The 24,573-nt window shown below is 34.8% G+C and carries 21 protein-coding genes; 6 read left to right on the forward strand and 15 right to left on the reverse strand.

Features of this window, described 5'->3' with window-relative positions; genetic code table 11:
- Window positions 1–166: 166 nt before the first annotated feature.
- The 4 genes from VB796_RS03610 to VB796_RS03625 all read right to left on the reverse strand — a co-directional run bounded on the left by VB796_RS03610 (window position 167) and on the right by VB796_RS03625 (window position 4,539).
- Window positions 167–1,903, reverse strand: coding sequence for a LysM peptidoglycan-binding domain-containing protein (locus VB796_RS03610; protein ID WP_323345144.1), 1,737 nt, complete (start codon window positions 1,901–1,903; stop codon window positions 167–169).
- A gap of 161 nt (window positions 1,904–2,064) precedes the next feature.
- Window positions 2,065–2,715 (reverse strand): O-methyltransferase, encoded by a 651-nt coding sequence (locus tag VB796_RS03615; RefSeq protein WP_323345145.1) that lies wholly within the window; start codon window positions 2,713–2,715, stop codon window positions 2,065–2,067.
- Window positions 2,716–2,776: 61 nt separating this feature from the next.
- Window positions 2,777–3,865 (reverse strand): glycosyltransferase family 1 protein, encoded by a 1,089-nt coding sequence (locus VB796_RS03620; protein WP_323345146.1) that lies wholly within the window; start codon window positions 3,863–3,865, stop codon window positions 2,777–2,779.
- A gap of 29 nt (window positions 3,866–3,894) precedes the next feature.
- The gene (locus VB796_RS03625) at window positions 3,895–4,539 is read right to left on the reverse strand and encodes an alpha/beta hydrolase (protein ID WP_323345147.1); all 645 of its coding nucleotides are present in this window, start codon (window positions 4,537–4,539) and stop codon (window positions 3,895–3,897) included.
- A gap of 122 nt (window positions 4,540–4,661) precedes the next feature.
- On the opposite strand from VB796_RS03625, the gene VB796_RS03630 reads away from it, so the two are divergent.
- The 5 genes from VB796_RS03630 (at window position 4,662) to VB796_RS03650 (ending at window position 11,617) form a co-directional block, all read left to right on the forward strand.
- The gene (locus tag VB796_RS03630) at window positions 4,662–5,894 is read left to right on the forward strand and encodes a pitrilysin family protein (protein ID WP_323345148.1); all 1,233 of its coding nucleotides are present in this window, start codon (window positions 4,662–4,664) and stop codon (window positions 5,892–5,894) included.
- A 123-nt stretch (window positions 5,895–6,017) separates the two neighbouring features.
- Window positions 6,018–7,139, forward strand: coding sequence for a radical SAM family heme chaperone HemW (hemW, locus tag VB796_RS03635; RefSeq protein WP_323345149.1), 1,122 nt, complete (start codon window positions 6,018–6,020; stop codon window positions 7,137–7,139).
- Window positions 7,140–7,264: 125 nt separating this feature from the next.
- Window positions 7,265–8,062 carry a monofunctional biosynthetic peptidoglycan transglycosylase gene (gene mtgA, locus VB796_RS03640; RefSeq protein WP_323345150.1) on the forward strand — a complete coding sequence of 266 codons (798 nt, stop codon included), beginning with the start codon at window positions 7,265–7,267 and terminating at the stop codon, window positions 8,060–8,062.
- Between the two features lie 61 nt (window positions 8,063–8,123).
- Entirely contained in the window at window positions 8,124–9,086 is a 963-nt protein-coding gene (locus tag VB796_RS03645) for a LamG domain-containing protein (RefSeq protein WP_323345151.1), read from the forward strand.
- A gap of 59 nt (window positions 9,087–9,145) precedes the next feature.
- Window positions 9,146–11,617 (forward strand): YfhO family protein, encoded by a 2,472-nt coding sequence (locus VB796_RS03650; protein WP_323345152.1) that lies wholly within the window; start codon window positions 9,146–9,148, stop codon window positions 11,615–11,617.
- A gap of 97 nt (window positions 11,618–11,714) precedes the next feature.
- On the opposite strand, the gene VB796_RS03655 is transcribed toward VB796_RS03650, so the two are convergent.
- From VB796_RS03655 to VB796_RS03665, 3 genes are all read right to left on the reverse strand, one after another.
- Window positions 11,715–12,827 carry a glucosaminidase domain-containing protein gene (locus VB796_RS03655; RefSeq protein ID WP_323345153.1) on the reverse strand — a complete coding sequence of 371 codons (1,113 nt, stop codon included), beginning with the start codon at window positions 12,825–12,827 and terminating at the stop codon, window positions 11,715–11,717.
- Window positions 12,828–13,012: 185 nt separating this feature from the next.
- Window positions 13,013–13,333, reverse strand: coding sequence for an MGMT family protein (locus tag VB796_RS03660; protein WP_323345154.1), 321 nt, complete (start codon window positions 13,331–13,333; stop codon window positions 13,013–13,015).
- Between the two features lie 114 nt (window positions 13,334–13,447).
- On the reverse strand, window positions 13,448–15,061 hold the full coding sequence (locus tag VB796_RS03665) for a beta-N-acetylhexosaminidase (RefSeq protein ID WP_323345155.1): 1,614 nt from the start codon (window positions 15,059–15,061) through the stop codon (window positions 13,448–13,450).
- A 204-nt stretch (window positions 15,062–15,265) separates the two neighbouring features.
- Here VB796_RS03665 and VB796_RS03670 point away from each other — a divergent pair, with 204 nt between their 5' ends.
- Window positions 15,266–15,634, forward strand: coding sequence for a VanZ family protein (locus tag VB796_RS03670; protein WP_323345156.1), 369 nt, complete (start codon window positions 15,266–15,268; stop codon window positions 15,632–15,634).
- Here the strand turns inward: VB796_RS03670 and VB796_RS03675 are convergent.
- The 8 genes from VB796_RS03675 to VB796_RS03710 all read right to left on the reverse strand — a co-directional run bounded on the left by VB796_RS03675 (window position 15,623) and on the right by VB796_RS03710 (window position 24,435).
- On the reverse strand, window positions 15,623–16,750 hold the full coding sequence (locus tag VB796_RS03675) for a helix-turn-helix domain-containing protein (RefSeq protein WP_323345157.1): 1,128 nt from the start codon (window positions 16,748–16,750) through the stop codon (window positions 15,623–15,625). The genes VB796_RS03670 and VB796_RS03675 overlap by 12 nt on opposite strands.
- A 6-nt stretch (window positions 16,751–16,756) precedes the next feature.
- Window positions 16,757–17,263, reverse strand: coding sequence for a DoxX family protein (locus VB796_RS03680; protein ID WP_323345158.1), 507 nt, complete (start codon window positions 17,261–17,263; stop codon window positions 16,757–16,759).
- Window positions 17,264–17,312: 49 nt separating this feature from the next.
- Window positions 17,313–18,008, reverse strand: coding sequence for a hypothetical protein (locus VB796_RS03685; protein ID WP_323345159.1), 696 nt, complete (start codon window positions 18,006–18,008; stop codon window positions 17,313–17,315).
- A gap of 258 nt (window positions 18,009–18,266) precedes the next feature.
- A complete protein-coding gene (locus VB796_RS03690) occupies window positions 18,267–19,205 on the reverse strand; it encodes a homoserine kinase (protein ID WP_323345160.1) in 939 nt (312 codons plus the stop codon).
- Between the two features lie 40 nt (window positions 19,206–19,245).
- Window positions 19,246–19,932 carry a DUF4276 family protein gene (locus tag VB796_RS03695; protein WP_323345161.1) on the reverse strand — a complete coding sequence of 229 codons (687 nt, stop codon included), beginning with the start codon at window positions 19,930–19,932 and terminating at the stop codon, window positions 19,246–19,248.
- Window positions 19,929–21,005 (reverse strand): AAA family ATPase, encoded by a 1,077-nt coding sequence (locus VB796_RS03700; RefSeq protein ID WP_323345162.1) that lies wholly within the window; start codon window positions 21,003–21,005, stop codon window positions 19,929–19,931. Before VB796_RS03700 ends, VB796_RS03695 begins: the two co-directional genes overlap by 4 nt.
- An 11-nt stretch (window positions 21,006–21,016) precedes the next feature.
- Window positions 21,017–23,473: a bifunctional aspartate kinase/homoserine dehydrogenase I gene (gene thrA, locus VB796_RS03705; RefSeq protein WP_323345163.1), complete on the reverse strand. Its 2,457-nt coding sequence runs from the start codon at window positions 23,471–23,473 to the stop codon at window positions 21,017–21,019.
- A 92-nt stretch (window positions 23,474–23,565) separates the two neighbouring features.
- Window positions 23,566–24,435: an Rpn family recombination-promoting nuclease/putative transposase gene (locus VB796_RS03710; protein WP_323345164.1), complete on the reverse strand. Its 870-nt coding sequence runs from the start codon at window positions 24,433–24,435 to the stop codon at window positions 23,566–23,568.
- Window positions 24,436–24,573 lie beyond the last annotated feature (138 nt).

Below are 24,573 nucleotides of genomic sequence, written 5' to 3' on the forward strand. Positions count from 1 at the left end.
GTAGATAGCCCGAGCATAAACGCCACAAGTAATTGTCAATCAAGCTCATAACTCTTAAATCGTTTCTGTAATTACCTGAATTGAAATTTAAACAGGTTCAATATAAAAAAGCCTCTCGAAAATATCTTCGAGAGGCTTTCTATTTAACTCCGTAATGTAAATCTTACTATTTATTTCCATGAGCCAAAGTTCCAGAGGATGGCTCGTAATAATGTCCAAATTTTATGATTAATTTCTTTCCAATTCCTAACTTAACATCTTTATTCATTTTATTCCAAGCCCAAACATCACTTACTGAAATATTATATTTACGAGCAATACTGTAAAAATTTTCACCACTTGTTACAGTATGTGTATAATTGGTTACTTGGTGAATTTGTACGGGAATATTTGGCTTAAATTCTTCATTTTCAGTTGTTTGAACGACTACTTCTTCTTTCGCTGGAGTAGTTTTTAGGTCATTTACCTCCGTTAAAGTCAAATCAACCACTTTTACTCCTTCGCCTTCTTTTTGTGATGAAACATTTTTGGATGCTACTACTTCTGTGTTTTTGGCAATTTCTCTAATATTTGGTTTACTCGGCAAAGTAATAACTTCCACAGGACTATTTGACGGGCGAGTTTTTGACAACCATAACACTCTGCCATCTACTAATCGCTGCGGAGCATCCAAACGATTGTATTTCAATAACTTAGCCAAACATATTCCATACATTTGCGATACTTTCCAAAGATTTTGTTCAGTAGCATTCGTCACAGTATGAAATGGAACTGGAGCTTTCTTCCCTTTTTTCTCTAAATAATAAATTTCGTTTGGAACAATTTTCGTGTCTAATCCATCTGCCAAATCATTAAACTTGATAAAATCTTCAACATCAAAATCAGCTCTTACACAGATTGATTCTACGTCGTCACCTACTTGTGCTTGAATGCCAGCTTTATTATTGATATTGTAAAAGATAGGCACATTTTTATTTTTTGTTTTAGCTGTAATTCTGGTCAAAACAGGAAAACCTAAATCTTCCGTAAAAATATCCGCTTTTCCATTCATCGTTAAAACCTTTTCTTTCATCGGAGCAATTTCATCTTCTGATAACGCAATCAACATTGTATAAGGTTTATCTTCGGGTACAGTGGTACCACTCATCCAACGGTTATACTTCCAAATATCATCTTCAGAAACCACTAACTCTTTAGCAATGAATGGGATAGCCTTCCCTGCATTAAAAGTATATTCAAAGAAAGTAATGTCTGACGGTTTGTATTTTGCAATTTCTTTTTCAAGCACTAATTTGTGAGCGATGGCACGTAATACATAAAAATCAGCTTTAGCAGTTACCGAAATTTCTTTTGAGCCGTACCATTCTTTCGCAATGAATTTATAGACATTACTCAAACCTGTACGGTAAGAATTGAGAGATGAAATCCAGTTGTTCAAAACCAAATTATTCCGTTTTAGGTACAAACAAGCGGCTCTTGTAGAAGCATGAATATTTTTACGCTCGTCGATTTGGTCGTCAACTCTTAGCCCAAACTCCATAGCCGTTTCTTTTTTGAATTGCCAAAAACCTACTGCATTTGATTTTGAGACAGCATCTGGTAAAAGTCCAGACTCTTGAACTGCCAAATATTTGAAATCTTCTGGAATACCTTCATCTGCCAACATGGTTTCGATGATTGGAAAATATAGAGCAACACGGTCTAATTTAGCATTTAGATACGTTTTATTGCCAAGAAGAGTTTTGATATCGTTTTGAATAATTCCCTGAGCATCTTTAGAAATATTGATACTGACACCAGCAAACTCTACGGTTTCTGGCACGGGATAAGACTGGGCTACTGAGCAAAAAGAAGCAAAGAAAAACAGTAGCACAGTAAGATGAATCATTGGCGGATTTTTCATTTTACTGATATGGATTATGTGATTGCAGAATGACAAGGATGGATTCAGAAATAATTGAGCCTTTACATACCTACAATGATGCCTTCACAAATGCCGTGCCAATTTTCTGAATTGTATATTAACAATAAAGGAATGGCTCTCAACCATTCCTTTCTATAACCCTAAAATAGTCTTCTCGAAATCATTAAACCGTCTCGTATTGGCATTAATAAATTTTCAGTTCTTGGGTCATCGTGACACATTTTATTGAAGTTCAATAAGTTTTGCGTATCCTTATCAATCTTCTTACCTTCTTGAATATCAGCCACTTTACCACTCCAAAGCACATTATCCGAAATGATATAACCACCAATTCTTACTTTATCAAAAACCAAATCATAGTATTTTTGATAATTCATTTTATCGGCATCAATAAAAACCATATCGAATGTTTCCGTAAGGGTCGGAATTATCACACCTGCATCACCAATACGATAATCAATTTTATCCGCTAAAGGTGATTCATTGAAGAATTTTCGGGTAAATTCTTCTAATTCTTCATTGACATCAATGGTGATAATTTTACCATTTTCGGTCAAACCTTCCGCCAAACAATGAGCCGAATATCCCGTATAAGTTCCAATTTCCAAGATATTTTCTGGACGCATCATGTTTGAAAACATAGATAAAACACGCCCTTGAATATGCCCCGATAACATTCTGGCTTGCAATATTTTTACGTGAGTCTCACGGTTTAATTTGGCTAATAATTCACTTTCTGGTGAAGTGTGTTTGTCTGAATATTCTTCAATATTTTTTGGTAAAAAATCCATGATAGTATTTAGTAACACAGACTTCAGTCTGTATATTTATTTTTACAGACTGAAGTCTGTGTTACAATGATTGATATAATTCGTTTAACTGTTGGGCAATGTTTTTTGCGGAAAACTGCTGAACGTGTTTTTGTCCTGCTTCAATAAGTTGTTTCTGCAAATCTTTATTGGCTAATACTTGTAAAATTTTATTGGCTAAATCGGTAGAATTTGCGGGGTCGGCATATAACGCACCGTCGCCACCTGCTTCTTCCAGACACGAACCTGTTGCACCAATAACAGGTACACCCGAATGTAAAGCCTCCACGATAGGAATGCCAAAACCTTCAAAAAACGAAGGATAAACAAAGAGCGAAGAACCTTGATAAAGAACGGGCAAATCTTGAAAAGGGACTTTGTTTAAAATCTTAACATTCTGAATATCATACTTTTCAATGTAATCTTCAATTTGGGTTTGGTATTTCGATTTACTTCCTACCAAAATCAATTGATAATTACTCAAATTCAATTTTTGGAACGCTTCTACCAAACAAAATTGATTTTTTCGTTCAATAATTGACCCTACTGACAAAATATATTTCTTCCTAATTCCGTATTTTTCAGTAACATTTTTAATCGTTTCGGGACTTTGCTTTATTTGAAAAGCCTCGTCGCAATCTTGATAAATGACCTTAATTTTATCGGGATTTGTACCGTAAAATTCAACAATATCTTCTTTGGTTTGCTCGCTAACCGCCACGATAACATCCGCTTTTTTGCAGGCTTGTCGGAACTTGATTTTGTAGATTAACGTATCAAAAAATGGATATAATCTGGGGTATCTTTCAAAAATTAAATCGTGAATAGTCACTACTGTTTTGATACCAGAAGGCATTTTCCCAAAGGGTAATTCGTTACTCAAACCGTGATAAATATTTACTTTATCTCGTACTAAATCATTCTTAATCAACCAAGTACGCCAAAATATCTTATTTTTAGGCACAACGGATTTAATCCCTAATCCTAAATCTCTAACTCCTAATTTGGGCGTATAAGCCAAATATTCATGCTGAGGAGCATATTTTAACAATGCCTCAATGATAAATCGACTATAATTTCCTAAGCCTGTATTATTATGGAATGCCCGCTTGGCATCAAAACCTATTTTCATTCTGTGTTTTACGGACAAGAATATCCGCACTAATTTGATAATAATTCTCTAATTTTCAACGTCAATTCTTCGGCACGATTGGTTGTCATAAAGTGACCTCCACTAAAGATAGTGACATCTGCTGAAACAAATTTATACGGTAAAATTCTGTCTGATGTACCGTGAATATGTTTGATATTTGGAGGAATTGAGACATTTTGCCAATTTACGATTTTATCAATTGCCCATTTTAAGAAATCTGCATTTGTATCATGCAATATACAAGCTAATAAATCTTTATCTTTCTTAGATTTTACTCCAAAAAACCAATCACTGATAAAATTAGGCTGTTTCAAAAGATTAATTGGCAACAATTTATTCAACTTCAAAATCCCTGCTAAGCGATAATAAAATGGGATTTCATGTTTCGTTTTGACTGATGCTATTAAAATTATTTGTTCTGTTTGAATCAATTTACCAACTTCTAAAGCCATTATTCCGCCAAATGAAAGTCCAATAAGAATTGGTTTTTCTACTTTGATTTGAGCAATTAAACGTAGTGCGTAATCTTCAATTGACTCATTTTCAAAAGGTTTTATCCATTCAATAAAAGTCACTTCATATCCAGAAAAATCTAAATCTTGCAACACCCTATAATCTGCACCAAGTCCGCTAAATAGATAGATTTTTTTCATAAAATGTTCATTTATTAATGAAGATTTAAGTGTGAAACCTCATTAATGAATCTTTCAAGTATAAAATTAGTTATTTTTGTACTTATGTCTTCTACGAATTGTGGAGTCGTGCTAAAATTTTAATGGAATCAATCAATCATCATACCCTGCCTAATGGAATTAGAATCGTACACCGTCAGGTTACGCATACTACTATTTCTCATATTGGAATTATGCTCGACATGGGGAGTCGAGACGAAAAAGCTCACCAACAAGGACTTGCTCACTTTTGGGAACACATGGCTTTTAAAGGCACTCAAAAACGTTCTTCTTTACAGATTATCAACCGTTTAGAGATTGTCGGAGGAGAATTAAACGCCTATACAACCAAGGAAAAAGTCTGTTTCCATGCTTCTGTGCTTACGCCGCATTACGAGCGTGCATTAGAACTTTTATCAGATATTACGTTTAATTCAATCTTTCCCGAAAAACAGGTTGAGCGTGAGCGTGGCGTAATTTTGGAAGAAATGGCAATGTATTACGACTCGCCCGAAGATGCCATCCAAGATGATTTTGACGAAATTTTATTTGCCAATCACCAGTTAGGTAAAAACACGCTTGGTAATCAAGAGAGTGTTTCAAACTTTACTCGACAAGATTTATTAGCTTTTATTGCTGAAAATCTTGATACAGAAAGAGTTATTTTTTCTTCCATTGGAAATCTGCCTTTTAAGAAGGTTTTACAATTAGCCGAAAAATTCTTTAAAGATATTCCTGCTAAAAGCTCTGATTTAATTAGAATTGCCCCGATGGGTTATATCCCTCAAAATCAAAATGTTACCCGTAGTATTTCGCAAGCTCATGTAACCATCGGACGACCATCTTATTGTCTTTCTGATAAAAACCGTTTGCCATTTTTTATGTTGGTAAACTTATTAGGAGGTTTTGGCATGAATTCACGCTTGAATTTAGCCGTCCGAGAACGTAACGGCTTGGTTTATGCCATTGATGCAGGTTATACGCCATTCATTGACACGGGTTATTGGAGCGTTTCTTATGCCACAGAACCGAAGCGACTAAACAAAGTTAATTCATTGATTTTAAAAGAATTACAAAAGCTAAGAGACATTCAATTAACCAAAACTCAATTGCACAATACAAAGGAACAATTGATGGGACAAATGGCAATGTCGGAAGAAGGTAACATGAGTTTTATGTTGATGATGGCAAAAAGTTTGTTGGATATGAATAGAATTGATGGCTTAGAAGAACTTTTTGTACAAATCAAAGCCGTAACTGCCCCACAATTACAAGATTTAGCCAATGAAATGTTTCAGGAAAATGACTTGAGTTATTTGACGTTTTTGCCAGAGTAACGTAACACAGACTTTAGTCTGTACAAAAAAGAAAATTACAGACTTTAGACTGTACAAAAAAGAAAATTACAGACTTTAGACTGTACAAAATAAAGATTACAGACTAAAGTCTGTGTTACCCCAATGCACTTATACCTCCATATCCCTTTTTGCCGACAGGCTTGTCATTATTGTGATTTTCATTTTAGCACTTCTTTGAAAGCTAAGAACGATATTGTAAAAGCACTTTGTCAGGAAATTGCTTTGCAAAAGGATTATTTGAAAGACAAAAATTTAGAAACTATTTACTTTGGCGGTGGCACACCTTCGTTATTGGAAGATGAAGATTTTGCGTTGATTTTTGAGACTATTTCAACCTATTTTACACTGCGTCCAGACGTTGAAATTACGCTTGAAGCCAATCCTGATGATTTAACGAAAGAGAAACTTCAATTATTCAAAAAATACAATATCAATCGACTTAGTATTGGTATTCAGTCTTTTCATGAACCACACTTAAAAAGTCTCAATAGAATTCACAGTTCGGAAGAGGCCGAAACTTGCGTAAAATTATCTCAAGACACTGGTATTCACAACATTAGCATTGATTTAATTTATGCCATTCCTGCTGAAAGAGATGACATTTTATATACCGATTTAGAAAAAGCTACTGCTCTAAATACCAATCATATATCTGCCTATTGCCTTACAATTGAACCACAAACGGTTTTTGGCAAATGGTTAAAACAAGGAAAAATACAAACGATTGACGATGATTATGCCGCTACACAATTTGATATTTTAGTAACTTATTTAGCACAAAGCGGTTTTGAGCAGTACGAAATTTCCAATTTTGCTCGAAATAACCAATACTCACGCCATAATACAAGTTATTGGAAACAAGAAGAATATCTGGGAATTGGTCCTTCGGCACATAGTTTTAACCATGTAAGCCGCCAATATAATGTGCCAAATAACACACAATATATCAAAGCCTTACAACAAAATTCTGTTCCTTCAGAAATTGAAATTTTAAGTTTGGAAGATAAAGTAAACGAATATTTATTAACAGGCTTACGTACCAAATGGGGTTGTAATATTCAGAAAATCAATCAGTTGTCAGACTCAAACTTCATAGAATTGAACAAAAAAATCATTCAAAATCAATTATCTGATAATTTCATCTTGATTGAAAACGACACTTTATTGCTTACATCCAAAGGAAAATTATTTGCCGACAGAATAGCTTCTGATTTATTCATGTAAAACACGAACTTTCCTGTTTTTAGATTGCCTACCTACAAAAAGAATCGTATTTTTGTAGTTTGAAATAATACCTTCCAAAATCGGTCAAACTCTATTCGCCGCATCACAAAATCACTAATAAAATTATGGCAAAAAATACGTTCAAAACTCCATTTCCTGAAGAACAACCACAAAACCAACCAACAAAACTCAATGCTTGGCAACGTTTTAGTGCTTTTCGTGAACGTCAGCCTATTGTCAGATTCATCATCAACAAGTTATTTAAGTATATTCTTTACGGAATTGGCGTTTCATTGGTTACGGTGGTACTTTTAAAATTTGTACCCATTTGGATTACTCCAACGATGATTGACCGCAAAATTACGGCTATTGCTGAAGGAAAAGATTCTGAAATTCATTCAGATTGGGAATCTTACGACAATATTTCCAAAGAAGCAGCATTGGCAGTTGTAGCATCAGAAGACCAACTTTTTCCACAACATTACGGCTTTGACTTTGGGGCAATGTGGGGTGCATTTCGTCATAATTTAAAAGGGAAAAAAATTAAAGGAGCAAGTACCATTTCACAACAAGTAGCCAAAAACGTATTCTTGTGGCAAGGAAGAAGTTATATCAGAAAGGTATTAGAAGTATATTTCACCTTTTTAATTGAAGTAATTTGGGGTAAAGAACGCATTTTGGAAGTATATCTCAACGTGGCAGAAATGGGCAAAATGACATTTGGGGTTGAAGCAACTTCTTTACGTTTTTATGGACACGGAGCAAAAAGTTTAACCCGAACCGAAGCCGCCCGAATTGCCGCTGTGTTGCCAAGTCCAAACCGTTTTTCAGTTGCCAATCCATCAGGGTATGTTCAAAGACGGACTAATTTTATCGTTCGCCAAATGAGAGGATTGGGAGGCAAGGCTTATTTGAAGTTTTAAAAAATAATTCTATATTACATTAAAAAATTAGTAACTACATGACTCTCAAAATTAAACTATGATGAAAAAATATCTATACTTTATCCTTTTTTCTATACTAACACCATCCATATATGCTCAAAGTAACCTTTCGGATAAGCTTGTTGCTTATTATACTTTCGATGGTAATTCTAACGACCAAAGTGGCAATAATAATAATAACGCTATCGCCAATAGTGCGATTTTGACTAATAATCGTTTCTGTGAAGCCAACAAAGCATTACGCTTTCGTGGATATTTTAATAGAGATAGAACAGATATTCCCAATAGTTCTTCATTAATATTTAACGATACGCTCTCATTTAGCGGTTTTTTCAAAATCAATAATTGGGAGGGCATGGATAACAATGGGAATTATAGTTCAAACAATGGTTTTCACCCCATATTTGCCAAAAGTCATGATAGAAGTGGGCTGTGGTGTTCTGTCATCAAAAAAGCAGATAGTTTAGCCATTTATGTGGGAAATAATAGATTCGACTCCAGCTTACCTAACTTCCAAGTAGTAGCAACACAATATGGGGATTTTCTTCAACAATGGACACACGTTGGGATTGTCTTATCAAAGACTCGTCTGAAAATATACCTAAATGGCTTACTCATCAAAACAGCAACTATCAGTTTAGATATGGGAATTGCTAATACGAAGCCTTTACATTTTGGAATGTACGGAGACACTTGGTCTGGCTGGTATCCGTTAAATGGTGATTTAGACGAATTCCGTTTTTACAAACGACTTTTAACTGATATTGACATGACGAATTTATACAAAGAAGGGGAGCGAAATAGTATAGTGAAGAGTATCCAGTCAGGAAGATGGGAAGATAGTACAACTTGGGAATGTGGCAGAATTCCTAAAGTTACCAATCAAACACTTATACAAAGTGGACACCTTGTAAATATATCGTCACCCAGCTTTACTAAAAATTTAATCCTAAATGGAGTTTTAGAAATAAAGAATGGTGGGAATTTAAAAACTAATGAATAATATTTTGGCATAAATTTGGCTAAATTTACAGCAATTCTTTCCCATAAATTTTCAATAAAATGGCCAAAAATAAACCCAGTAGTCAGCCAAAAGCTACTCAAAACCCAATAACTACGAATCCAAATTCACCTACCTCTGAGCAAGTTATTAAAAGTACAGTCTTTTCTAAATATCCTTTTGCTCTATTGATTGCAGTATTAATCGTAACAGGTTTCTTTATTTTTAAAGATTACCTCCTCGGGAAAGCTGCTTATCAATTTAAAGATATTGGAAGTGATTCTATCAATTTAACCCAAACCATTTTGGTGTGGTTACATGATTATTGGCGAACCGAAGGAATGCCAAGTTGGTCATTTCAACAAGGAATGGGCTTAAATTTATACCCTTTTTTCTTCGACCAATTTTTCTGGATAATTCCATTTTTTAGCAAAGAAAATATTCCCTTTACCATTGTATGGGTCACTTGGTTTGAAGTAATGGTTGCGGGTGCGGTTTTCTACTTTTACCTAAAAACGCTCAAATTAAGCCCTTTTTCTTCTTTAATTGGCGGTCTTTGTTATGCTTATTGTGCCTACGGAATATTATCATCTACGTGGGTAAACCGTTTTGAAATTGAACTTTTCAATAACGCTCTTCTTTTGTTAGCCTTAGAAAGATTCATTCAAAAAAAATCGTGGTGGTTAGTGCCAATAGCTATTGCATTGATGACCATTGATATGCCTTTCAATTTGTATCCTTTCAGTTTTTTAATCTTGGCTTATTGTGTTTTTAGACATTTAATTATTGAAGAAAAACTTAGCAAAAACTTACTTACTACCCTACTTTGGATGCTGGGTTTAGGAACTTTAGGCGTTGGTATAGGAGCAGTTTTAGGCTTAGGTGAACTTGACCAAATGCTTGATAGTCCACGTGTTAGTGGTGGACAGTCATTTGCAGGAGCATTAATAGACAAAGGTCTTTCGGGGGCAATTGATGGCAAAGAACTATTAACTTGTATCACCAGAACATTCTCAAATGATATGTTGGGAACAGGTCTGGAGTTTAAAGGTTGGAGCAATTATTTAGAAGCTCCCATGTTTTATGTTGGACTATTCCCTTTAGTTTGCTTACCACAACTGTTTCACCAAGTTGACGTAAATCGTTCACGCATTTATGCTTTACTTTTAGTGCTGATTTTTATTCCTGTCATTCTTCCATTTTTTAGATTTGCATTTTGGGCATTTACGGGAGATTATTACCGTACCTACTCCCTTTTTGTAGGAATGACTTTACTTACTTTAGGAATGAAAGCCCTCAGTAAAATAGAAGAAACGAATAAGATAAATTGGATTACTTTACTGCTCACAATAGTTGGATTGACTGTTATACTGTTTTTACCGCTCAGTGCTGAAGACCTAATCAATAAAGGAATACGCTCATTAGTAATCCTCTTATTAATAGTTAATAGCGGTTTACTTGGGGCGGTATCCATTAGAAACTTGAGAAATATCGCTCAAATTACTTTACTAATCGTTATTTGTTTTGACTTGGCAATCAATGCCTCTCGAACTATCAATATTTCAAAAAGGGAAGCATTAACTAAGGAAGAATTATCCGAAAAGACAGGTTTCAACGACTATACAAATGAAGCAGTTGCTTATGTGAAGCAAGTAGAAAAATCTCCTTTTTACAGAATAGAAAAGAGTTTTGGGTCTGGACCAACTCGCTATCAGAGTATTAATGACCCTAAAATTCAGAATTTTTATGGGATAAAATCTTACCACTCCTTCAATCAGCCAAATTATATCAGGTTCATGACTGCTCTGAAAGTAGTCGATAAAAATAATGAGCTTACCTCTCGGTGGTGTACGGGCTATCCTGCCAATATTATTTGGCATAGTTTGGTAGGCGTAAAGTATTTCATTTCAAAAACAAATGAAGTCAATACATTTGGCTATGATTCTTTAAAGACCTTCAATGATGTAAAATTGTCAAAAAATCGTTTTGCATTGCCTTTAGGAATTACTTATTCCAATTACATGACTGAAGAAGATTTTGAAAGCAAAAAATATTCTAACCTTTACGCATCAAAAGCGATGTTAAGAGCCTGTGTAATTGATAAAAAGTTAATTCCCCAACTTTCTGGATTAACAAAAACTGCAGAAATTGATACAGCACAAGTATTTGCAAACGGAGAGTTTGAACAGACTATTAAAGATTTAACCACAGATACCTTACAAATTTCTTCTTTTAGTAATACGAAAATTACAGGAGAAATTGACTTACCAAGAAAGAAGGTTTTATATTTGTCTATTCCTTTTGATAAAGGGTGGCACGCAACAATTAATGGAAAAGATGCTGACTTACAGCGAGTTCAATGGGGATTAACTGGTTTGGTTTTGGATAAGGGCAATCACAAAATTGAGTTAACATTTACGCCTCCATATAAAAAAGAAGGTATTCTCGTTTCTTTATTTTCTTTAGGTTTATTTGGAGTAATGTTATTTTTCAGTAAAAGGAAGAAAGGAAATTCTTCCACGATTGAAGCCTAAAATATAAATTTAACTCATCGTATATCAATACAAAAGGACTGCATCAATCAAAGCGATGCAGTCCTTTTATATTGTACAATTTAACAACATACTTATCTCAATCATTCTCTATCAATCCATATCTATCTACTACTTTCATAATTCTATCGGCATAAAACTTACCTCCTTTGTGGGTATATCCACGTTCGCCAACTGAATAAATAAATGTATATGCGGCTGAATATTTTTCTACTCCTGAGGCAATTTGCCCACGATAATATTTGGCTATATCGCTATAATCTCGCTTCCAAGCTCCTGTTTTGTGCATGAAAACTTCTTCTACTAAAAATTCTATACATTCTCGTCTTGAACCAAAACGACGATACCAATTATCGGGACGACGACTTTCATCGTATATAATTTGTCCATCATCTGATTTTTTCAAAATTGGCACTTTCCCTTCATATTCATCGGGTTGTCCTTTCAACTGATAGGCGTTTGATTCATTCCCCCACCATTGTTTTATTCCGAAAAAATTATTCGCAAAAACCGCATTTCTGCTAAATCCATATCCACTTTCCATAGCTGCCATTGCCATAATTACACTGGCTGGCACTTGATATTTTTGACCTAACTCAATTGCAATAGGCTTAATGTCAGATAAAAATGCCCGTGCTTCATCTTGTGTTGGATGTCCAATGGCTGTTCCATAAACATTTTGGTTTCTACCCAAAAACGGGTCTTCAGAAGGAGTTGGATTAAAGCGTAAATTGGTAATAGGTAACGGATTTGAAGGTTTTGATATATCAGGATTACCCGCAGTAGAAGCAGATGAATTGTAAGGTGGATTTTGAATAACCACTACATTTCCTAATGATTTTCCTGTAATGGCAATTTCACCATAAGCAACACTTACTGTATCATTGGTTGATGAAATGCCGACAAACCGTAATTTTTTAACACTTGGAAAACCAAATGCAAAACTCAGTTCAGCTTTATTTTGGCTGGTTTTTATTGTTCCTAAACTTCCTTTATCCGAGAAAATTTTAATCCGTTGAATGTTATCTCCAGCGTTGAATAAGAATCTAACTTCTTCTCCAACTGTAGCCACAGGAACATACTCGACACTAAGTCCGATTCTTTTAAGTTTTTGATAGGAAAATGCAAGAAGAGCAATGCCCAAAAGGCATAATGCACTAATCATCCCGCCATGAAAAAGTCTTTTGTTCATTTGCATAAAATTTCTGTGAATCCTTAGCTATTAAAACTCTACTATGGCGGTAATTGAGTCTGTGTACTAAAAATTAACAAATATCATGCCGTGTGAGTGTATAAGTATGAGGTAGTAGATATGAGACAATAACTTTTGGATAAAGATACCAAATGAGTCCTCATAATCATGAATTCTTACTTCTCTTAAAGTAGTTCATCTTTGGGTATCCAGTAAATATTTTTGAAGTTTTTAATTTTATCATTTTCAACAATAACACCTTCATTTTCAAGCAATTCCTGCATTTTATTACCTCCAAAAAACACTTTCCCTGTCAATACCCCAGCCCGATTTACTACTCGATGAGCAGGAATACTTTCGTCTCCGTGACAAGCATTCATTGCCCAACCCACAAATCTTGCCCCACCTTTGGAACCTAAATATTCAGCAATTGCACCATAGGAAGTTACTCTACCTTCTGGAATGAGGCGAACAACTTGATAAATGTCTTCAAAAGAATTTTTCATTTTGCAAAATAGAGGACTTTTCTATGCTTTCAAATTATTACAAACAAAAAAGGTAGAATATCCTAAAAGGTTATTCTACCATGTACAAGCATTAATTTATTGATTTTGAAGTGTTTATTTCTTTTCTGCTAAGAAACTTTTAGCATAATTCACTTTTAAATTTCCCAAACGTTCAATGTGTGTTTTTAGACGATTGGTAAAATCTACATAATTTCTGGCTGAGCTTGGCGACCAAGCTACTTCCGCAACGGCACATGCTCTTGGAAAAACCATGTACTCAATTTGGTTTGTTGTTTGCATATATTCTGTCCAAACATTGGCTTGAAGCCCAAGAATAAATTTCTTTTGTTCAGCCGTCAATTCTTTTGGAGCAGGTTCATAACTATATACTTTTTCTAAAGGCAAAAATCCGCCAATTGCCAAAGGTTCTGTTTTGGGGTCAGCCTGATAATGGTCTAAGTACAAGTGAGAACCTGGTGTCATAATTACATCGTGATTTTGTTTTGCTGCCATAATCCCACCTTCTTCACCTCTCCACGACATTACGGTGGCGTTTGGCGACAAACCGCCTTCCAAAATTTCATCCCAACCAATCATTTTTCTGCCTTTTGAGGTAATGAATTTATCAATTCTACGGATAAAATAACTTTGTAATTCATGCTCATCTTTCAAGCCTTCTTTCTTCATTAAATCTTGACAAAAACGGCTGCTTTTCCATTGGTCTTTCGGGCATTCGTCTCCTCCGATGTGGATGTATTGTCCTGGAAATAAATCAATTACCTCTGTCAAAACATTTTCTAAAAAAGTAACCGTTTCTTCACGTGGACAAAAAACATCATTTGAAACGCCCCAAGTTGTATGTACTTGATAAATTTTATCTTGATTACAACCATACTCTGGATATGCCGCCAAAGCCGCTTGTGCATGACCTGGCATTTCTATTTCGGGAACAATTGTTACATATTTTTTCTTGGCATAAGCAATAACTTCTTTTACTTCTTCTTGCGTATAAAATCCGCCATATTCTTTGCCATCGTATTTTCCACTACCGTATTTTCCTATTAAAGTTTCTTTACGAACAGAACCAATTTGCGTTAATTTTGGATATTTTTTAATCTCAATTCTCCAACCTTGGTCTTCTGTTAAATGCCAATGAAAAGTATTAAATTTATGCAATGCAATTAAGTCAATATACTTTTTAACAAATGAAACGGGTGAAAAATGACGACCAACATCCAAGTGTAATCCTCGATAAGAATATCTTGGGGCATCTTCTATTTTACAACATGGAATTGTCCATTTCACGGCTTCCACTTTTCCTTCTTTAAAAATATCGGTTGGCAACAATTGTAATAATGTCTGAACACCATAAAATGCTCCTTTAGCTGTTTTGGCAGAAATAATAACTTGTTTTGGCGAAACATCCAGCTTATATCCTTCATCTGCAATACTTTCATCTTGCACAAATTGAATAGCTCCTTTTACCAATTTGGCAGAACCAATAACCACCTTTTTGTTCCAACTATTTACCGTATTAAGCTGCGTATTTAATAACTCTGCTACGTCTATCCAAGCAGGATTTCCAACAATAACGGTTTTATCATTAACCGTAAAAACACCCGTTTGAGCTTCTAATTTTTGAGGCACAGGGATAATATTGTATTGATTTTGGGCAAAAACACCAAACGAAATTGCCCAAATAGAGAGAATAAAAATCAGTTTTTTCATTAGAAATAGTTTTTGATAAAGATTTGGAACTGGTTTAATAATTCAAAAGTATGTCAAATAATACAATAAACAAGCTTTCTTATAGGGTATTCTATTTATTTTGAAACACAAATCGGCAATAAAATTCCGATTAAGAAATTTATTGCCGATTATTTTTGAAATATTTTTTCTGTGTGACGATTTATTGTTTAGTAATTTTGTTTCATGAAACAACTCCTAAACATTCTTCAAACAAAATATCCCGCTATTGTTTGGACAATTATCATTTTCATTCTCTGTACCATTCCGAGCCAGCATATTCCAACTACACAAAATTTAAGTGATAAAGCAAATCATTTCATTGCCTTTGCAGGTTTCACTTTCTTTTGGCTTTTTCCATATCCAAAACCCTTAAAAATTATTTCCATTGCCATTATTTATGGAATTGGGGTTGAATTTTGGCAAGCTATTTTACCCGAATCTTTTCACCGTGGCTTTGAATGGTATGACGCTTTAGCGGATGGATTGGGCAGTATTATTGGTTACTTTTTGTACGTAATTTTCAAGCGAATAATCAAGCGCTTAAATTTCTAAGAATTCTTTAGGCGATTTCCCTGTAAATTTCTTGAAAGAGCGATTAAAAGTGGCTTTTGAATTAAATCCACAGTCGAATGCGATACCAAGTAGCGTAATATTTTTATTTTCGGGTAAAACAATTCGTTCTTGAAATTCCTTTACCCGATATTCATTCACAAAGTCATTGAAATTCTTTCCAAAAGCATTATTTACCACGCCTGAAAGTACAGAAATATTAGTTTTTAGTCGATTGGCAATATCCGAAAGGTTTAATTCTGGCTGAAGGTAGAGTTTATCATCTTCCATTAATTTTAGGATTTTCAACTTCCAACTATCTAATTCAGATTCATTAAATCTTTCCTTCTGAATATTTTCAACTTTAAATTCTTCTTCTCTAAAAACCAAACCTGTATTTGGCTGTGCTTGTGTATAGCCTGTGATAGATACGTAATAAATTAAAGCTACGCCCACCAAATTGTCCCACCAATCCTGTTTAAAATCAAGTTGATAAACACTAATGATAATCATTTTGATTAGGTAAACCGCAAACATTAGTACCAATACAATCAAGAAGTTACGAAACCAATTAAAGCTAACAGACTCTGTATCAGAAAATTGTATTTTTGTCCACTTGCGATATTCATTATAAAGTTTAAAAGATTTGTAGATAAAATAACAATTTAGTGCTATTTCAGAAAATGTTGTAATTTGAGGAATAAAGAAAGGTTCGTGAAAGTTTTTTTCAACCGTTTTCACAAAATCTTGCCCCATTGAAAAAACGCCAACGTGATAAATCGTATGAATAATAAACGGCAGAAAATACCAAATATCTTGTTTAGAAAACCTAAAATCTTTATCAATCTGGCTTTTGAAATAAAAATAACAAAGCGGAGCGAAAGCCATTCCAAAGTTTCTTGGAAAGAAATTTAGTTGTCTCCATAAAATTTCTATACCCGAAAAACCAAGCATATATTCCCAAATATTCAACGCCATTCCTACCAAAACTAAGCCTAAAAGAATATCTGAAAGCCGTCCGTTTTGTCGACTCCGATTCCAGAGTAAAAAAGCATAAATCCAAGCTTGAATAAAGCCAAACCAAAGTGGTACAGAATAATAGGAGAGGTAAATTTCCATTGATTATTAAATAGTTGCGGTTTTTATCATTGATATATCTTCTAAACTAATATTAGGCAAATCAGTTTTGAATAAATCAATTTTAGTAATTAAATGATCAATTCCAAACCTTCCAGACCCCATTACAACGACATAAATCGAAATCCAAAGAAAGCCCATCGCTGGTAACATTTCCCAAACTTCACCACCCCATTTTTGGAAGAAAATAGCGACTAACATTGTACACATTACCATAAAACCCGCAAAACGAGTGAATAAACCCATCACTAATAATGCTCCACCAAAGGTTTCCGCTAAAACCGCAGCCCAAGCAAAGAAAGTAGGGAAAGCAGCAAATATTCCTCCAAATTTTACCATATCTTGAATAAACCAATCTGGACAAGGGAATTTGCTGCCACCAAAATTAACCGCTAAAAAATAACATCCAATCATGCGAGGAAGTGCCAATAATAAATCAGTGTACCAAGTAGATGTGTAAGTTGGAGTAATGATTTTTGAGAATAAAGTTTTCATGATTTTGATACGGATAACCGCTGTTCATTTTTATATAATCAATTGATAATTAATTCAATACAATAGTTAAATTTGATTTTTTATCGTCCACTGTCAAGATAAGTTTTTCAGTAAATTTGGTATTCTTATCCCAATATTTATCACTGCATTGGTAGATTTTTGAGCCAATCGGAAGCATCAAATCTCGACCATTAAATTTGCTTAGTGAGCCAGAGAAACCCGTTTGTTTATCATTTCCCCAAGGTAATTCATAACGTATATGAGCCATTGAAGGAAACCAAGAAGTGCCTTTTATCGTGATTTTCGCCAATTTTAATCCTTTTTTCTTAGCGATATTTTCAATGGAATTATCGTCTTTCTCTTTCTCAATATTTCGTTGATTCATTTCGGCACGAGCCGCTTCAAGGTATTGTTCACGACTGATTTCGTATTCATCATTAACGTTATAAGTCTTACCATTATCTTTTTCTGTTACAACAAATATTAGCTCGTTTTTACCATTTTTTTCTACGAATACGTACACAGGAGCGGGTAAATTGACAGCGTGCGAAGCCAAAGCATTTAATCCGTAGCCATAGCCCGACGTAAATCTTTCGTTTGTAGAACTATAACTTTTAAAATCAACCGTTCTACTTTTTAGTGATGGATTTTTGATGGTGAAGCTCACACGGGTAGTTTGGGCTTGGCTTATAAAAGCGATAAAGGAAAAACAAGCGATGATGATTTTTGTGATTTGCGTTTTCATGTTTGCAAAATGTTTTCGTTGAATTAATGAGTCAAAGTTTCACCTTTAAAAACCCAAAAACGCTTTAAAACATGATTTGAAACGTCTTGAATGATGATTTGAGACAACAAAAAAACCTGCAAGAAATGAATTCTTGCAGGTTTTTTTAAGTAGGACAGGTTTCCAACCTGTCAATCAAACAATTTTAATTTGACAGGTTAGAAATCTGTCCTACAAACAATTAGTAATTTGACAGGTTAAAAACCTGTCCTACATACATTATCCCAACACCACAGGGCCAGCCTGATTAATTCCAGAAACATAACATTCTGAACCAATGCCAACTTTGGCAAAACCATCTTGCATAGCTTTCCCAACTCGATTTGCCGTAAATAAATCTTTCGATAAAGCAAACATTGAAGGGCCAGAACCTGAGATTGAACAACCCAGAGCTCCATTTTCCAAAGCCGCATTCTTTACATCATCAAACTGAGGAATCAAGATTGAGCGAATGGGTTCGATAATTACATCTACCAAGCTTCTCGAAATCAAATCGTAATCTGGCAACATCAATCCTGCTACCAAACCCGCTACATTTCCCATTTGAGTAATGGTATTTTTCAAAGAAATCTCTCTTTTCAAAATATTACGAGCATCCTTCGTATTTACCTCAATGTGTGGGTGAACAATGGTTGCGTATAATTCTTGCGGCGTTTTCAATTGAATAATATCCAAAGGTTCATAAGAACGAATGACTACAAAACCGCCCATCAAACTTGGCCCCACGTTATCAGCATGAGCAGAACCGCAAGCGATACGCTCGCCTTCCATGGCAAAAGGCAATAAATCTTTTTGAGCCAAAGGTCTGCCCATCAATTCATTAGCCGCAAAAACACCTGCCACCGAAGAAGCCGCCGAAGAACCCAAACCAGAACCCAAAGGCATCAGTTTTTTAAGATTCATTTCAAAACCTTGACCTTCTTCACCAATGGCTTCCAAGAATTTGATAATGGCAATTCCAGCGGTATTTCTTTCAGCATCCAATGGCAAACGACCATCATCACCTTCAATACTAAGAATTTTAACGCCTTTATGATTAGCTTTTTTCAGGATAAGTTCATCTCCAGGATTATCAACGGCAAAACCGAAAATATCAAATCCACAGGCTACATTTGCCACCGTTGCAGGGGCGAAAACTTTTATTGAGTTATTTGTCATTCTATACTTTTCCTAAATCGACTCCTTTTAATAATTATAATCAAGATGTTAATACACTTTTAATAACTTGGTCAACCCATGCCTTAAAACGTGGACACTCCTCTAAAATCTTTTCAATTCCAGTTAAATCAGCTATATTAAATCCATCTACAATTTTAGCATATTTTTCATTATTGGATTTGTAAATAGCTTCTAATCTTTTTGATGGTGCACCTTCTGGAGTGCTATTAATATCTTCTATTCCTAAAAATTCATCTCTTAATAAAGCAACTGCTTTTATAATTTTATCATTTTCTAAACCAAAACCTTCTATAGGATTTGAAAAGAGTAATGTTTCAAACTCATGACGGATTATATTAGGAATAAAGTTAGGATAAGGTTTAATTGTATTTACATACGTTCTTAAAGACTCTTCCATACAACTAATACGCTCCTCAACATTATTTTTCTCTTTACATTTCAAATACCCCTTTAACTTTAGTTCACTATTAATACCATAATGGTCAATCATAGTTGTGATAATGGGTTCATCGTTATAATACACAATAGGCTTTATTGTATTACCGAAATGTTCCATATTATTAAAACCATTTCCACCACCTTTCATTGATACTAAAATTGGTTGGATATTAGTATGCAAGCCTTTAGCAGTGAAATAAGGAATCAAAATACGTTTGACAAACTCTTCCTCAGTTGGTCCTTCTACGATAATGTATAATTGCTTCATGGTGTACCTCCAATTACATTTTTATTCCACAAATCACCAATACTATACTCTTGAAGCCAGTCGCTGAGACTTTCACTATTTTGCCGAACAAATACCGATTGATTATCCTCTCTATCAACAGTAATAATATCTTCTGGGCTAAAATTATCCACCAAATTTATGGACTGAGTCGAAATAATAATTTGACTTTGAGCCGATGCTTTTTTGATTAGTCCAGCCAATTTATTGATGGCGAAAGGATGTAAACCTAATTCTGGTTCATCAATAATGATAGTTGAAGGAATTTCTGGCTGTAAAAGTAAGGTCGCTAAAGCCATAAAACGCAAAGTACCATCTGATAACTGCATCGCATACAAACGCATGTCCGAACCTTTTTGCTTCCATGATAATTGTATCTTATCCTCTCTAATTTTGTCAGGTTCTAACACAAAACAGTCAAAATATGGAGCAACAGACCTAATAAGCATTTCTATTTTTATGAAACTTTTAGGATGTTTTTCTTGAAGAAAATACAAAAAAGCAGCTAAATTCCCAGCATCTTCAAATAAATATTGGTTATCATCAATATTACCTTTTTGCTTAATTTTTGCCGTTTTACTGGTATCGTGAAAATGAAAAATTTTAAATGAAGACATATATTTTTTCACATACTTATATCTTCCACCTTCTTCATTTTTTAACCTGCTTTCTAAATATCCATTTCCAAGTGGTATTTCATCCCAACCCGTTTTTCCAAATCCATGATAAAATCGGGTTATATCATATTCAAAAAATAGATTCCCCTGTTGGTTTGGCTTCAGGGTAAAAGAATAAGCATTGGTTTTATCAAACTCAATTCTCCCTAAAAGACGTTCAGACTCCTTTAATCCATTATATAAAATATTTTCTGCCCCCGCTTCTTCTGCAATATAGTTCTGTAAGTTTTGAGTGTAAATATTATATATTAGTTTAAAAAAATTAATAAAATTACTTTTACCCGCACCATTAGCACCAATCAGGACATTGATAGGCAAGAGCTTCAACTCCATTTCTCTGATGGATTTGAAATTTCTAATTTTTATTAAATTTATCATAAAATATTTGTCTAAGCCAAATAGCTCCCAATTGCCACAATATCCGCAAACACACCTGATGCCGTCACCTCTGCTCCTGCTCCTGGGCCTTTGATGACCAATGGGCGGTCGTGGTAGCGTTTTGTGGTGAATGAAATCACGTTATCGGCTCCGTCCATCATATAGAATGGATGTGTTTTTCCAATACTTCTTACACCAATGTTGATTTTGTTATTTTCCAAAGTCGCAATGAATCTTAGCACTTCGCCTTTGGCTTCTGCTTCGTTTACCATTGCTTCAAAATAAGCGTTTGAAACCTCTAATTCCGTGAAAAAATCTTCAACGGTTGGGGCTTGTTCGCAATTTTCTGGCAATAATTTATCGATTGTAACGTCTTCTGGCTCTAATTTTAAGCCTATTTCACGACCTAAAATCAAAATCTTACGGGCTACGTCCATTCCGCTCAAATCTTCTCTTGGGTCTGGTTCGGTATAACCTTTTACTTTGGCTTCTTTTACGATGTCGGCAAACTTAACGCCTGCTTTGAAATTATTGAAAATGTACGACAATGTTCCTGATAAAACGCCTTCGATTTTCTCAAATCTATCACCCGAAGAAATCAAGCCTTGTAGCGTATTGATTACGGGTAAACCCGCTCCTACGTTGGTTTCGTACAAGAATTTTACGCCTTTTTTCAACGCTGTTCTGTGCAACAAAGCATAATCTTCGTAACGTCCCGAATTGGCTACTTTATTGGGCGTTACTACCGAAATGTTCGCTTCAAATAATCCTAAATAATAGTTGTGAATTTCTTTGTTAGCGGTACAATCTGCAAAGACTGAATTGGGTAAATTTAACCGTTTGGCTTCTTCTACAAATGCCCAAATTTCAGCAGGTTTCCCTTTTGAATCACGTTCTTCTTCCCACGAACCTAAGTCAATTCCTTGTGGATCAATGAGCATTTTTCGAGAATTCATCACGCCCACCAAATTGATTTTCAAGGCTTTGTATTTCGATAAATAATTTTCTTGTCCTTGCAATTGTTCTAATAATGCTTTACCAATTAAACCTGTTCCTACCAAGAAAAGGTTTAAGGTTTTGGCTTGCGAGAAGAAGAACGAATCATGGATAACATTCAAGGCTTTTGAAATATCCTTTTTCTCAATTACCACGGAAATATTCAATTCTGATGAACCTTGTGCCGTAGCAATAATGTTGATTCCATTTTTACCCAGAACCGAGAATAATTTCCCACTTACGCCTGTATGACGACGCATTCCTTCGCCCACAACGGCAATTACCGACAGATTTTCTTGAATATCAATGCCTTCTACATCGCCATCGGCAATTTCAGCTTTGAATTCTTCTTCCAACAATGCTTTTACCGCAACCGATGCAGAAGGCTCAATGGCAAAACATATTGAGTGTTCGGATGAGGCTTGCGAAATCAAAATAACGGAAATTTTGTGCTTCGCTAAAACGGTAAATAACTTGGCTGAAACCCCAGCAACGCCAATCATACCCGAACCTTGTAAGTTGACCAAAGCCAAATTATCAATTGAACTGATACCCGTAATAATGTATTCTGATGGCTCTGCGGCACGATTTACGACCGTTCCAATAAAATCGGTATTGAATGTATTGAGAACTCTAATCGGGATATTTTTGGCAAAAGCGGGTTGCAACGAAGGCGGATAAATCACTTTCGCCCCAAAATGTGTCAATTCCATCGCTTCCGAATACGTGATGGTCGGAATGGTAAACGCATTTTTCACTTTGCGTGGGTCGGCGGTCATCATGCCGTCCACATCTGTCCAAATTTCGATTTCTTCCGCATTTAAAGCCGCCCCGAAAATTGAACCTGTATAATCAGAACCTCCACGACCAAGTGTTGTGGTTTCGCCTTTTTCGGTCGAACCAATAAAACCTGTAATTAATTGTAGTGATTTTGTTTTCGAGAAATACGTTTGAATTTGAGCGTTCGTTACCTCGAAATTCACCGCCGCCATGCCAAAATTACCATCGGTACGAATGACTTTTCGGGCATCTAAAAACTGACAATCAACGCCTTGTGCATGAAGAATTTCATAAATCAAGGTGGTAGAAAGACGTTCTCCGAAACTGACGATAAGGTCAGAGGTTCGGTCAGAAATTTCACGAATCAGCGAGACACCTTTCAGTAAATCCTCTAATTCGTTGATAGTGGTGCGGATATTTGCGAATACTTTCGACTGAGATTTTACGTCAATTAAGGCACGTACAACTGTGAAATGACGATTTTCAATCTCTTTAACTAAGTCAAAATAGGTGGTATCTCCTACCGACGCTAAATCTCCTGCTTTCAATAACTGGTTGGTCACGCCACCCATTGCTGAAAATACTGCTGCGACTTGCTCACCTTTTGCTTGTTTGCTTTTGATGATGCCTAACACCGCTTGGATACTGTCAATAGTACCACAAGAAGTTCCTCCGAATTTTAATACTTTCATTTTTTTAGTGAATAGTTATCCTATTCCTGCTTGGATTATCTGCTTTACAACAGCAGGTTAAATTTATTATGTTTATTGTATTATACGCTAAATTATAAGTTATTCTCTTCTTTAATTTTCAAAACAAAGTCAACTGAGACCTCAAAATCTTCCAAAATTTCGTCTATCGTTAATCTCCCTCTTCTGAGAGCTTTAATTATTCCTTCTATTTTTTGCTCAATTCTTCCTTCTATTTTTCCGTCATTATGAGAAGTATCCATTGCATTTTTTAAATCTCGATATTGTTTTAAACTATTTTCATATTCATCTAATTCAATGGGTGAATACTTGGCAATTTCTGCCGCTTTAAATAGCTTCTCAAATACTTTTTCTTGTAATTTTTGCGGACGTTTTTCTAATTCAGAAAGATGTTTAAGTACATACAACCATTTATCATAAGTTGTTTCTAACTCCTCTTCTGTTTTAATAAAATTGGGCATTTCAAGGTAAATGAAAGTCAATTTATCATAAAATACCTTACAATTTTGGTCTTTTAATTTCACTTCATGTCTAACCGTTTTTTCATTTTCATCTTCAGAAAAGACAAAATCTAAAATACCAACAGTATAAACTTCTGCTAATTTAAAATTCCAATCGCCCCTAATACTTTGCTCTTGAATTGGAAATGAAGCATAATAAACGCTTCTGTCTTTGAAATAATTCTGCTTCGCCTTTTGCATTTCAACGATAAAACGCTCATCATTTTCACCTACACAATACAAATCAAAAATCACTTTTCTGTCAAGTGTAGTACGTCCCATCCTTTCACTATTAGCGTAGGTCAAGTCCTTGATTTTTCGTTCTTTGGGCAATACAACTTCATTCAAAAAATCTATCAGTAAATCTTTGTTAAGTTCTGTTCCAAACAGTTTTTTGAAACCAAAATCTGTAAATGGATTTATGTATTTATCTCTTAAAGCCATAATGTTGTATCATTATTGAATTTCCCAAAAGCAAAGATACCAATTTCACCTCCTCAACCCAAAAGACAACAAACAATCCTCCGCAACTATTACGTTTTTATTATAACATGGGAATATTTCTCGTGATTTTCGAATATA

The organism is Arcicella sp. LKC2W (genome assembly GCF_034931005.1).
GTDB lineage: Bacteria > Bacteroidota > Bacteroidia > Cytophagales > Spirosomataceae > Arcicella.

Coding starts and splice junctions, on each gene's coding strand:
- VB796_RS03610 (WP_323345144.1), bottom strand. CDS start 1,903: ATGAAAAATCCGCCAATGATTCATCTTACTGTGCTACTGTTTTTCTTT.
- VB796_RS03615 (WP_323345145.1), bottom strand. CDS start 2,715: ATGGATTTTTTACCAAAAAATATTGAAGAATATTCAGACAAACACACT.
- VB796_RS03620 (WP_323345146.1), bottom strand. CDS start 3,865: ATGAAAATAGGTTTTGATGCCAAGCGGGCATTCCATAATAATACAGGC.
- VB796_RS03625 (WP_323345147.1), bottom strand. CDS start 4,539: ATGAAAAAAATCTATCTATTTAGCGGACTTGGTGCAGATTATAGGGTG.
- VB796_RS03630 (WP_323345148.1), top strand. CDS start 4,662: ATGGAATCAATCAATCATCATACCCTGCCTAATGGAATTAGAATCGTA.
- hemW (WP_323345149.1), top strand. CDS start 6,018: ATGCACTTATACCTCCATATCCCTTTTTGCCGACAGGCTTGTCATTAT.
- mtgA (WP_323345150.1), top strand. CDS start 7,265: ATGGCAAAAAATACGTTCAAAACTCCATTTCCTGAAGAACAACCACAA.
- VB796_RS03645 (WP_323345151.1), top strand. CDS start 8,124: ATGAAAAAATATCTATACTTTATCCTTTTTTCTATACTAACACCATCC.
- VB796_RS03650 (WP_323345152.1), top strand. CDS start 9,146: ATGGCCAAAAATAAACCCAGTAGTCAGCCAAAAGCTACTCAAAACCCA.
- VB796_RS03655 (WP_323345153.1), bottom strand. CDS start 12,827: ATGAACAAAAGACTTTTTCATGGCGGGATGATTAGTGCATTATGCCTT.
- VB796_RS03660 (WP_323345154.1), bottom strand. CDS start 13,333: ATGAAAAATTCTTTTGAAGACATTTATCAAGTTGTTCGCCTCATTCCA.
- VB796_RS03665 (WP_323345155.1), bottom strand. CDS start 15,061: ATGAAAAAACTGATTTTTATTCTCTCTATTTGGGCAATTTCGTTTGGT.
- VB796_RS03670 (WP_323345156.1), top strand. CDS start 15,266: ATGAAACAACTCCTAAACATTCTTCAAACAAAATATCCCGCTATTGTT.
- VB796_RS03675 (WP_323345157.1), bottom strand. CDS start 16,750: ATGGAAATTTACCTCTCCTATTATTCTGTACCACTTTGGTTTGGCTTT.
- VB796_RS03680 (WP_323345158.1), bottom strand. CDS start 17,263: ATGAAAACTTTATTCTCAAAAATCATTACTCCAACTTACACATCTACT.
- VB796_RS03685 (WP_323345159.1), bottom strand. CDS start 18,008: ATGAAAACGCAAATCACAAAAATCATCATCGCTTGTTTTTCCTTTATC.
- VB796_RS03690 (WP_323345160.1), bottom strand. CDS start 19,205: ATGACAAATAACTCAATAAAAGTTTTCGCCCCTGCAACGGTGGCAAAT.
- VB796_RS03695 (WP_323345161.1), bottom strand. CDS start 19,932: ATGAAGCAATTATACATTATCGTAGAAGGACCAACTGAGGAAGAGTTT.
- VB796_RS03700 (WP_323345162.1), bottom strand. CDS start 21,005: ATGATAAATTTAATAAAAATTAGAAATTTCAAATCCATCAGAGAAATG.
- thrA (WP_323345163.1), bottom strand. CDS start 23,473: ATGAAAGTATTAAAATTCGGAGGAACTTCTTGTGGTACTATTGACAGT.
- VB796_RS03710 (WP_323345164.1), bottom strand. CDS start 24,435: ATGGCTTTAAGAGATAAATACATAAATCCATTTACAGATTTTGGTTTC.